General features: G+C 74.9%; 9 protein-coding genes. 8 read left to right on the top strand and 1 reads right to left on the bottom strand.

What is annotated here, in order from left to right; all coding sequences use genetic code 11:
• Positions 1 to 254 precede the first annotated feature (254 nt).
• A complete protein-coding gene (locus tag ADK60_RS17595; RefSeq protein WP_045943418.1) occupies positions 255 to 668 on the top strand; it encodes a universal stress protein in 414 nt (137 codons plus the stop codon).
• 136 nt (positions 669 to 804) lie between these two features.
• On the opposite strand, the gene ADK60_RS17590 is transcribed toward ADK60_RS17595, so the two are convergent.
• The gene (locus ADK60_RS17590) at positions 805 to 1,107 is read right to left on the bottom strand and encodes a chaplin (RefSeq protein WP_053647109.1); all 303 of its coding nucleotides are present in this window, start codon (positions 1,105 to 1,107) and stop codon (positions 805 to 807) included.
• A gap of 391 nt (positions 1,108 to 1,498) precedes the next feature.
• Between ADK60_RS17590 and ADK60_RS17585 the strand changes: the two genes are divergently transcribed.
• The 7 genes from ADK60_RS17585 to ADK60_RS43455 all read left to right on the top strand — a co-directional run.
• Positions 1,499 to 1,786 carry a hypothetical protein gene (locus ADK60_RS17585; RefSeq protein ID WP_045943414.1) on the top strand — a complete coding sequence of 96 codons (288 nt, stop codon included), beginning with the start codon at positions 1,499 to 1,501 and terminating at the stop codon, positions 1,784 to 1,786.
• A 124-nt stretch (positions 1,787 to 1,910) separates the two neighbouring features.
• Positions 1,911 to 3,518 (top strand): MocR-like pyridoxine biosynthesis transcription factor PdxR, encoded by a 1,608-nt coding sequence (pdxR, locus tag ADK60_RS17580; RefSeq protein WP_079008458.1) that lies wholly within the window; start codon positions 1,911 to 1,913, stop codon positions 3,516 to 3,518.
• Positions 3,519 to 3,670: 152 nt separating this feature from the next.
• Positions 3,671 to 4,180 carry a hypothetical protein gene (locus ADK60_RS17575; RefSeq protein ID WP_053647107.1) on the top strand — a complete coding sequence of 170 codons (510 nt, stop codon included), beginning with the start codon at positions 3,671 to 3,673 and terminating at the stop codon, positions 4,178 to 4,180.
• 235 nt (positions 4,181 to 4,415) lie between these two features.
• Entirely contained in the window at positions 4,416 to 5,267 is an 852-nt protein-coding gene (locus tag ADK60_RS17570; RefSeq protein ID WP_053647105.1) for a DUF1963 domain-containing protein, read from the top strand.
• Between the two features lie 148 nt (positions 5,268 to 5,415).
• Positions 5,416 to 6,501 (top strand): hypothetical protein, encoded by a 1,086-nt coding sequence (locus tag ADK60_RS17565; protein WP_063783176.1) that lies wholly within the window; start codon positions 5,416 to 5,418, stop codon positions 6,499 to 6,501.
• Between the two features lie 521 nt (positions 6,502 to 7,022).
• A complete protein-coding gene (locus ADK60_RS17560; RefSeq protein ID WP_053647101.1) occupies positions 7,023 to 8,429 on the top strand; it encodes a family 2B encapsulin nanocompartment shell protein in 1,407 nt (468 codons plus the stop codon).
• 585 nt (positions 8,430 to 9,014) lie between these two features.
• On the top strand, positions 9,015 to 9,205 hold a 191-nt coding region (locus tag ADK60_RS43455), incomplete at its 3' end, for a hypothetical protein (protein ID WP_199839689.1).

The following is a 9,205-nucleotide window of genomic DNA, read 5'->3' as shown; positions in this document are numbered from 1 at the left end:
ACGGGGTGTGGTGGGCCGGTCGCGGCGGGTGCGGGAATCGGGGTGCGGGGAGGGGGCGGTGGTGGCTGCGGGTGGTCCGGGCCACAGCCCTCACCCGCCGTGCCCCGTGCCGTCACCCGCCGTGTCCGGCATAGCCTCGGGTCATGAGCAACGACAGCGATGCGGAGCAGGGGTCGGCGGCCGCCGACGGGGCCGAGGAGCCGGGCGCGGCCGTGGCGCCGTCCGGGTTCGAGCTGGGCACCGACGGGCCCAAGATGATCGTGGCGGGCCTCGACGGCTCGGATTCCTCCTGGCGGGCGACCGCCTACGCGGCGGGCCTGGCCCGGCGGCAGAACGCCACCCTGGCGATCGCGTACATCCAGCCGGTGCTGGGCGCGGCCACCGCGCTCGCAGGCGCCGCCGTCGAGGAGACCACCCAGGAGATCGCCGAGGAACTGCTTGCCGCCGTCCGCGAGGCCGAGCACCGGCTGCGCGACGTGTGGCGGGTGGAGTGGCGCTTCCTCACCGTGCGCGGCGACCCCTATACGGGCCTGGCCCGGCTGGCCGACGAGCTGCGGGCGGACGCGGTGGTGGTCGGCGCCTCCGAGCAGGCCGGGCACCGGGTGATCGGCTCGGTCGCGGTACGGCTGGTCAAGGCGGGCCGCTGGCCGGTCACCGTGGTGCCGTAGCCACTGGGCGGCCGCCGCGCGCGGGGGAGCGGGGAAAGGGGGCGAGGGCTGCGGCCCCGGCGGGTGCCGGGGTCGCAGCCCTCGTGCGGTCGGTGCGGGGGCGCCGGGCGAACCGCGGGCGCGCGCCGGGCACCGGTCAGAGAATGGAGAGGCTGTTGCCGCAGATGTTGGTCTGGATGTTGATCGGGATCTGGATCTGGTTGCCGGACAGCACACCCGGGGAGTTGGCCACGATGCCGTTGGCGTAGGCGCCGCCCTCGTTGATGCAGACGGTGCCGCCGCCGCCCGGGAGGCCGCCCGGGAGGCCGTTGTGGACCGGGGCGTTCGGGGTGTGGTGCACGGGGGTGTCGCAGTCGAGCGCGAGGGCGGGGCCGGCGGAGAGAACCGCCAGCGCGGCGCTGAGGCCGGCGGCGAGCAGGTACTTCCTGGTGTTGGTCATGGCGAAGGAATAGCCAGTCGACACGCCTATGACGACATAATCCGACCACAAGGTCACCCGATCGCAGGCGGAACCGCACCCCGATGCAGGAGTCCCGCCGCCCGCCCGGCGCACCGGAGGGGCGGTCCGGCCGCCGCTGTGGTGCGGCCCCGTTCCGGGGACACCCGCTGCTCGCCGCAGGCCGGGGTGTCCGCTGCGGCCCGCGCGCCTGTCCCGCGTGCCTGACCCGCGCGTCCGTCCCGCGCGCCTGTCCCGGTCGGAGGCCGGGCCGGAACAGGACCCCGGCCCCGTGCATCCGGGACAGCGGCCCCCCGACTCTCGAGGTACGGCCGCCACCGGGGTCGGACCACTCCGGCGGCGGCCGCCACCACGGCACGAACGGGAGACCCGTATGTACGCACACTGGGGTACCTTCACCAAGAACGACACCCTCGGCGACTGCCTCGGCCTGGCCCAGACCGCGCTGCAGCGCCAGGGCTTCCAGGTCTGGGACCTCGCGGGCGACGGCGACTACCAGGTGATCGGCGGCAACGCGGACGTGATCGCGATCGTCGTCTGCGTCCCGCAGTCCGGGAACATCTGGCTGACCGTCAGCGCCTACTCCACCGATTCGACGCTCGCCGAGCGCACCCGGAACGACGTGCGCTCGTTCATCGTCAACTCGATCCGGATCGACTGACCGGCTACTGACCGGCAGCTGGCCGGCGACTGACCGGCGGCTGACCGCGCCGGACGGTCCGGCGGCCCCGGGGCGGCAGGCCCGGCCCCGGGGCCGCCGGGGCCCGGCGCTAGGCTGCGGAACCATGACGGACACTTCGGTCGATCCGCCCCGGACACCCCGCCGCAGTCCCGCCGGCACCCGGCCCACCGCCAGCACCGCCACCGCCGCCACCGCCGCCACCGCCCGCCCCGCCGAGGGCGCGGCCCACTCGGCCCACTCGGCTCCCTCGGCCCCTTCAGCCCTGGTCGGCGAGCGCTCCGCCACCGGAGCCGCGGACCCCGCCGGGGCCGACCTCCACCTCGACCTGCCCGCCACCGGCAGCCGCCGGTCCGCCCTGATGGACGCCCTGCGCGAGGCGATCCGCAGCGGCCGACTGGCCCCGGGCACCCGGCTGCCGCCCTACCGCGCGCTCGCCGCGGACCTCGGCATCGCCCGCAACACCGCCGCCGACGCCTACGCCGAGCTGGTCGCCGAGGGCTGGCTCACCGCCCGCCAGGGCTCCGGTACCACCGTCGCCGAACGGGCCGAACCCGTCCCCCCGACCCGGGCCCGCCGCTCCTCCCGTCCGCCGCGCCCCGCCCACGACCTGCGGCAGGGCCAGCCCGACGCCGCTGCCTTCCCACGCACCGCCTGGCTCGCGGCCGGCCGCCGGGCGCTCACCGCCGCGCCCAACGAGGCGTTCGGGCCCGGTGATCCGCAGGGCCGGCGCGAACTGCGGGAAGTCCTGGCCGACTACCTCGCCCGGGCCCGCGGGGTCCGCACCGACCCGGACCGGATCGTGGTCTGTTCGGGCTTCGCACACGCGCTGCGGCTGCTGTTCGACGGCCCGCGCGCGGTCCTCCCGGCCCGGACGGCCGGGCCGCTCGCCGTCGAGGGCTACGGGCTGGCCTTCCACCGCGGGCTGCTGGCCGCCGCCGGGGCCACCACCCGCCCGCTCCCGCTCGACGAGCACGGCGCGCGGGTGGGCGGCCTGGCGGAGCACCCGGAGATCCGCACGGCGCTGCTCACGCCCGCCCACCAGTTCCCGACCGGCGGACCGTTGCACCCGGGCCGCCGCGCGGCGGTGGTCGACTGGGCGCGCGGCCGCGGCGGACTGGTCCTGGAGGACGACTACGACGGCGAGTTCCGCTACGACCGGCAGCCGGTCGGCGCCCTTCAGGGCCTGGACCCGGAGCGGGTGGTCTACCTGGGTACGGCCAGCAAGAGCCTCAGCCCGGCGCTGCGGCTCGGCTGGATGGTGCTGCCCGACCACCTGGTGGACCGGGTGCTCGCGGCCAAGGGCGAGCGGGAGGCCTGGGCCAGCGCCCTGGACCAGTTGACGCTCGCCGAGTTCATCGACTCCGGCGGCTACGACCGGCACGTCCGGCGGATGCGCCGCCGCTACCGCGACCGCCGGGACCGGCTGGTCGGCGCGCTGGCCGAGCACGCCCCGCACATCGAGGTCACCGGGATCGCGGCCGGGCTGCACGCGGTGCTCCGGCTCGCGCCGGGGACGGAGCGCTCGGTGCTCAAGGCGGCCGCCTACCGGGGGCTGGTCCTGGACGGCCTGGCCGACTACCGGCACCCGCTGCTCGCGGCGGAGGCGATGCCGGCGACGGACGGCCTGGTCGTGGGCTACGCGACTCCGCCGGACCACGCCTACCCGGCGGCGCTGGAGGCACTCTGCGCCATCCTGCCGCCGCCGCTCTGAGGACCGGGCGCGGAGGGTAGGCCGTCGGCCGCCGGACGGCGGCCGGAACCGGGAGGTAATGGCCCGAGGTGTCCGCTCCGCTGTCATATGCCAGTACGGACCGGTGCGGAGGCGGGCCCCGGCGCGCGCACGGCCACCTACGCTCATTGGTCATGCGCACTTCATTTCTGAGCCGTACCGGCCTGCCCGCGATCCTCGCCCTCCTCCTCGGCCTGCTGCTGTCGGCCACCCCCGCCCACGCGGACACCCCGTTGCTGTCGGTCTCCGTCGACCGGACCACGGCCACCCCCGGCTCGGACGTCACCCTGACGCTGACCCTGACCAACCCGCACGACACCGCCGCGTACTTCGTCTACGAGTCCGTCCAGCCGACCTACGGCACCACCCTGAACACCGGTCTGAAGTACGCCTTCTCCTCCTGCGGCGGCAACGTCACCGCCTGCGACACCGGCGCTACCAGCGGCCTGGTCCACCACTCCGTCCCGGTCGCCGCGGGCGCCACCACCACCGTCACCCTGACCTACACCATCGGCACCGACTCGGTCTGCGGCGACGGCGCGCGGATCGACTTCTACACGTACCTCTACTACGAGTACGCCTCCGGTGCGGCCAGTGACTCCGGCATCTTCCAGGTCCCCGGCAACGAGGTCACCTGCTCCTGAACCGCTCCCGCTGAACTGCTCCCGCTGAACTGCTCCCGCCGAACTGCTCCCCCCAGCCGGGTCGACCGGTCGACAGGTCGTCGGCCCGCTCCCCGTCAGGTGCCGATCATCCCCCCGTACCGGCACCTGACGGGGCCTCCGCCGTTCCCGCCCGCCGTCCCCGCCCGCCGCTGGCGCCCGCCGTGCGCCGGGCCGGCCGACCGGTGTTGTCGGACCCTCGTGGCAGGCTTGGCGCATGGCCGAACTCGTGACCACCGACACCCCCGTGGCCGCGCCCGCCGAGGGCGCGCCGCCGATCCCGGGCGACGTCGCGGAGCTGATCCGGGCCCGCGTCGGCGAGCAGCCGGCGCCCCTGGTCGAGCGGTTGTTCCGCTCCTCCCTCGTCCTGGACCAGGTGCCGGACCCGGACCCGGACTCCTCGGACCCCGCCGGCGCGGTCGGCCTCCCCGGTGCGGACGCGGCGCCGGTCGGGCAGCTCGGCGGGTTGCCCGCACTCCCGGTGGACACGGCCTGGCCCGAGGCCGGCGGCCGCCCGATGCAGCTGCTCGCCCAACTCGACTGCGCCGCCCTCGCCACGGCCTTCCGGTCCACCGGGCCGGGCGCCGAGGGCTGGCCGCTGCCCGCCGAAGGGCTGCTGCTCTTCTTCCACGACGAATGGCTCTCCGACTTCAGCGGCCGGGGCTGCCGGGTGCTGCACGTCCCCGCCGGTGCGCCGCCCCGGCCGGCCCCGGACGTCGAGCAGGGCGCGCCCACCGTCCCCGCCGTTCCGGTCCGGGCCGCCTGGGCGCTGTCCGCGCCGTCCTACCAGGACCAGGAGCTGGAGCGGCTGTTCCCGGACGACTTCCTGGTCGCCTTCGACCTCGCCCAGGACCTCGCCGAGCGGCTGCCCCGTCCCGAGGTCCGGCTGCTGGGCTGGTGCGACACGGACACCGGCCGGCCCGAGGGCCACCGCCCGCTGCTCCAGATCGGGAGCGGCGCGCTGGCCGTCGACTGGGGCGAGTGCGTCAACGTCTCCTTCTGGATCTCCGAGGAGGACTTCGCGGCCGGCCGCCTCGACCAGGTCCGGCACGGCTTCGAGGTCGCCTGACCCCGGCCGCCTGACAGGCGGGAGCCGGAGGGCGGAGCCTAGGGTGGAGGAAGGCCCGGGTGAGCGGTCGGACGCGAGCGGTCGGACGTGAGCGGTCGGACGCCGGTCCGGGCATGGCCGGAGCGTGCGGCGGAGCGGTGGGACGAACGTGGCCCCGAATACAGACGCGGACCCCGAGCACTCGGACCCCGCACGACCGGAACGCCCCGGGCGCCCGGGGCCCGCAGGCCCGCCCGACGCCCCGGCCGCCCCGCAGCACGCGGCACCCGGAGCGGCGAAGGAGGGCGCCCCGGTCGCCGAGCTGGTGCGCTCGATGCGGGCCCACCCCGCCCGGCTGCCGGAACTGCTCGCCGTCTTCGCCGTCCGCCACCGGGGCCCCCGGGCCGCCCGCCGGATCGCGGCACTCCGCGCCGCCCACCCCGAGGCCACGACGGGCGACCTGGCCGCGCGGGCCGTCGACCACGCCCGGCTGGTCAGCCAGAGCGAGGGCGCCTTCGTCGGCGGGCCGTTCCTCTGGCTCATCCCGTTCGCCTTCTGCACCGCCCTGCTGGCCCAGGCGCAGCTGCTGCTGGAGCTCGCCGCCCTCGCCGGGAAGGACCCCGCCGACCGGGCCCGCGCCCCCGAGCTGCTCGTCCTCCAGGGCGCCCACCCCGACCTCGCCGCCGCCGAGCGGGCGCTCGCGGCGGGTCCGGAGCCCGCTGCCGTCTCCCGTCCTCCCGGCCGGTTCCGGGGGTTCTGGGACGTGATCCGGCGGATGGCCCGCCTGCTCGGCATCACCAGCGAGGACGCCGTCCCGCCGCCGTCCCGCTGGCGGTCGGCGGGGGAGTGGTCGCTGCTGGCGCTGGTCCTCCTGATGGGTACCGTCGCCCCGCTGGTCTGGCTCCCGTACATGGCGCTGTCCTACACCTGGGCCACCGACCGGCTGGCGGTCCGCGGGGTCGCCCACTACTTCGGCGGCGACCCGTTCGGCTGGCCCGGACTGCACCGGGCCCGCGCGGACCCCGGGGTGGTGGCCGCGGCGGGCCGGGCGCTGGCCGCGCTGCTCGTCCCGGTCGCGGCGGTGGCCGGGCTGCTGCTGGCCGACATCCGGCTCGCCGACAGCCGCTGGCCGGTGCTGGCCCTGGTCCTTCTCGCCCTGTCCGTCACGGTGGGCGCGCTGTGGTGGACCGTGCACCGGCGCAACCTGCGGGCGGCCCGGCGCGCGGCCCGGTCGGAGCACGGGTCCGAGGGGTGACCCGGGACTGCGGCCGACCGGCTTCCCGACCCTCCTGACGACGGCTCGGAAAGCTGCGGCCGGGCTTCCCGCAGTGCTGCGGGGGCGCCCGTGGCGGGCTGACCGGCACCCGGATTCGTACTGTGTTCGAGCATCGAACGCATGTTTGCCACGCCCGCACCCCACCGGCCGAGGTGCGGGTCTTCGCGCTGCTCCGTTCGGGTGGAGTGAATCGTTCCTACGTCTGGACGATTCGCATGCGCAGAAACGTGACTGCCCACCGGCGCAAGGGTGACGGATTCAAACCTTCCGATCGGAGAGATTCACCCAATCGGGGGGCACTCGGTTGTCGTACGGGATGGGCCGTGTGGCGGTGATCTAGGGTTCCGGTGGATCGCCCGAGCGGGCGCACCGCATCGCGAAGACAGTCAACACCCGCACCGATACGCGTATCTGATGATCCGTCGACACCTGGCCCCCGGCTACCGCCGGTCGCGAGACGGGTCGGCGTGACTGATCACACGAAATGGAGAACCCTGCCGATGACCGTGGAGACGGCCCCGGAGACACCGCAGGTGGCGCAGTCGAGCCTGACGACGGCTGCTGCCCGCAATCTCGCCACCACCACCAAGTCCGCGCCGCAGATGCAGGAGATCACCTCCCGCTGGCTGCTCAAGGTGCTGCCCTGGGTGCAGGCTGCCGGTGGCGCCTACCGGGTCAACCGCCGACTGACCTACACCGTCGGTGACGGCCGGGTCGAGTTCATCAAGACCGGTTCCGAGGTCCGGGTCATCCCCCAGGAGCTGGGTGAGCTGGCGCTGCTGCGCGGGTTCGAGGACGACGAGGTGCTGACCGCGCTGGCCGACCGCTGCGAGCAGCGCGACTTCGGCCCGGGCGAGGTGCTCGCCGAGCGCGGTGAGGCGGCGGACCGGATCTACCTGATCGCGCACGGCAAGATCAACCAGATCGGCATCGGCAAGTACGGTGACGAGACGGTGGTCGGCGTGCTCGGTGACGGCGACCGGTTCGGCGAGCAGTCCGTGCTCGACCAGGACGCGGTCTGGGAGTTCACCGCGAAGACGGTGACCGCGGGCACGGTGCTGTCGCTGCCCCGCCGCGACTTCGAGCAGATCCGGGACAACTCGCCGGCGCTCCAGGAGCACCTCACCGCCTTCCTGGCCCTGCCGCTCCAGCGCCAGAACGAGCGCGGCGAGGCCGAGATCGCCGTGTCCGCCGGCCACCACGGCGAGTACCAGCTGCCGGGCGCCTTCGTGGACTACGAGCTGAAGCCGCGCGAGTACGAGCTGAGCGTCGCGCAGACGATCCTCAAGGTGCACACCCGGGTCGCCGACCTCTACAACCAGCCCATGAACCAGATCGAGCACCAGCTCCGGCTGACCATCGAGGCGCTGCGCGAGCGCCAGGAGCACGAGCTGGTCAACAACCCGGAGTTCGGCCTCCTCAACAACGCCGACTTCGCCCAGCGGATCCAGACCCACTCCGGCCCGCCCACCCCGGACGACCTGGACGAGCTGCTCAGCCGCCGCCGGGACCCCGACTACCTGCTCGCCCACCCGCGGGCGATCGCCGCGATCGGCCGTGAGCTGAACGCGCGCGGGATCTACCCGCACCACGTCGACCTCGGCGGACAGCAGGTGCCGGCCTGGCGCGGGGTGCCGATCCTGCCCTGCAACAAGATCCCGATCAGCAAGGAGAACACCAGCTCCATCCTGGTGATCCGGACCGGCGAGGACAACCAGGGCGTCATCGGCCTGCACCAGACCGGCCTCCCGGACGAGTACCAGCCCGGCCTCTCGGTCCGCTTCATGGGCATCGACGAGAAGGCGATCATCTCCTACCTGGTCAGCGCCTACTACTCGGCCGCGATCCTGGTGCCGGACGCCGTCGGTGTCCTGGAGAACGTCGAGATCGCGCACGGCCGCCACTGATCCTCGCACCGCACCGTGGGCCCGGGTGGCACGCCCGGGCGCCGCACGCCCCGGGGCGGCCGTAACCGGCTCTCCGCATGATCGTTTCACCTGATGCCGGACGGCCCGCCCACTGCGGCGGGCCTTCCGGTGTCGGCCCCCCTTCCGGCGTGGGCCGGCCCTCCTGACGACACGAGAGGTGCATGGAGCCCATGCCGCAGCACCAGCCGCCCCGGCGGATACCGATGGACGGGGCACCGTGACCGCGGACCGGGCGTCGGCGGACGGCGCCCCCCGCAGCCGCGCCGTCTTACCCGGAACCGGCCTCGCCAAGGACGCCGACCCGCGGGCGCGGAGGGTCCGACTGGTCGGAGCGGCCGCCGGTGTGGTCGCGCTCTGCGCGCTGCTGACCGGCTCGGCCACCGCCCGCTCCTCGACGGCCCAGCAGGGCGGGCATTCGCACGGTCCGGTCGTCGACACCTGCGTCTGCACCGGTACGGGCGTGTCGGTCGGGGCGGGCCGGGACGGCGTGGACACCGAGGTGGACGTGGAGGTGGAGGTGGGCGTGGACGTCGACCTCTCCGGAATCCTGCACCACCCGAAGCCGTGGCCCACCAAGCCCCGGCCGCCGAGGCCGACGCACCACCACCCCTGCCCCTCGCCGACGCCGACGCCCTCGCCGACACCCACTCCGACGCGGACGACGCCCTCGCCGACTCCGACGCCGACCCCGAGCCCCACCGTGACGCCCTCGCCGACGCCCACACCCACGCCGAAGCCGACCGTCACTCCCACGC

This window comes from Streptomyces sp. XY431 (genome assembly GCF_001279805.1).
Lineage (GTDB): Bacteria > Actinomycetota > Actinomycetes > Streptomycetales > Streptomycetaceae > Kitasatospora > Kitasatospora purpeofusca.
Note: the sequence above shows the minus strand (reverse complement) of the source record. Positions and strands in the feature narration are given on the sequence as shown.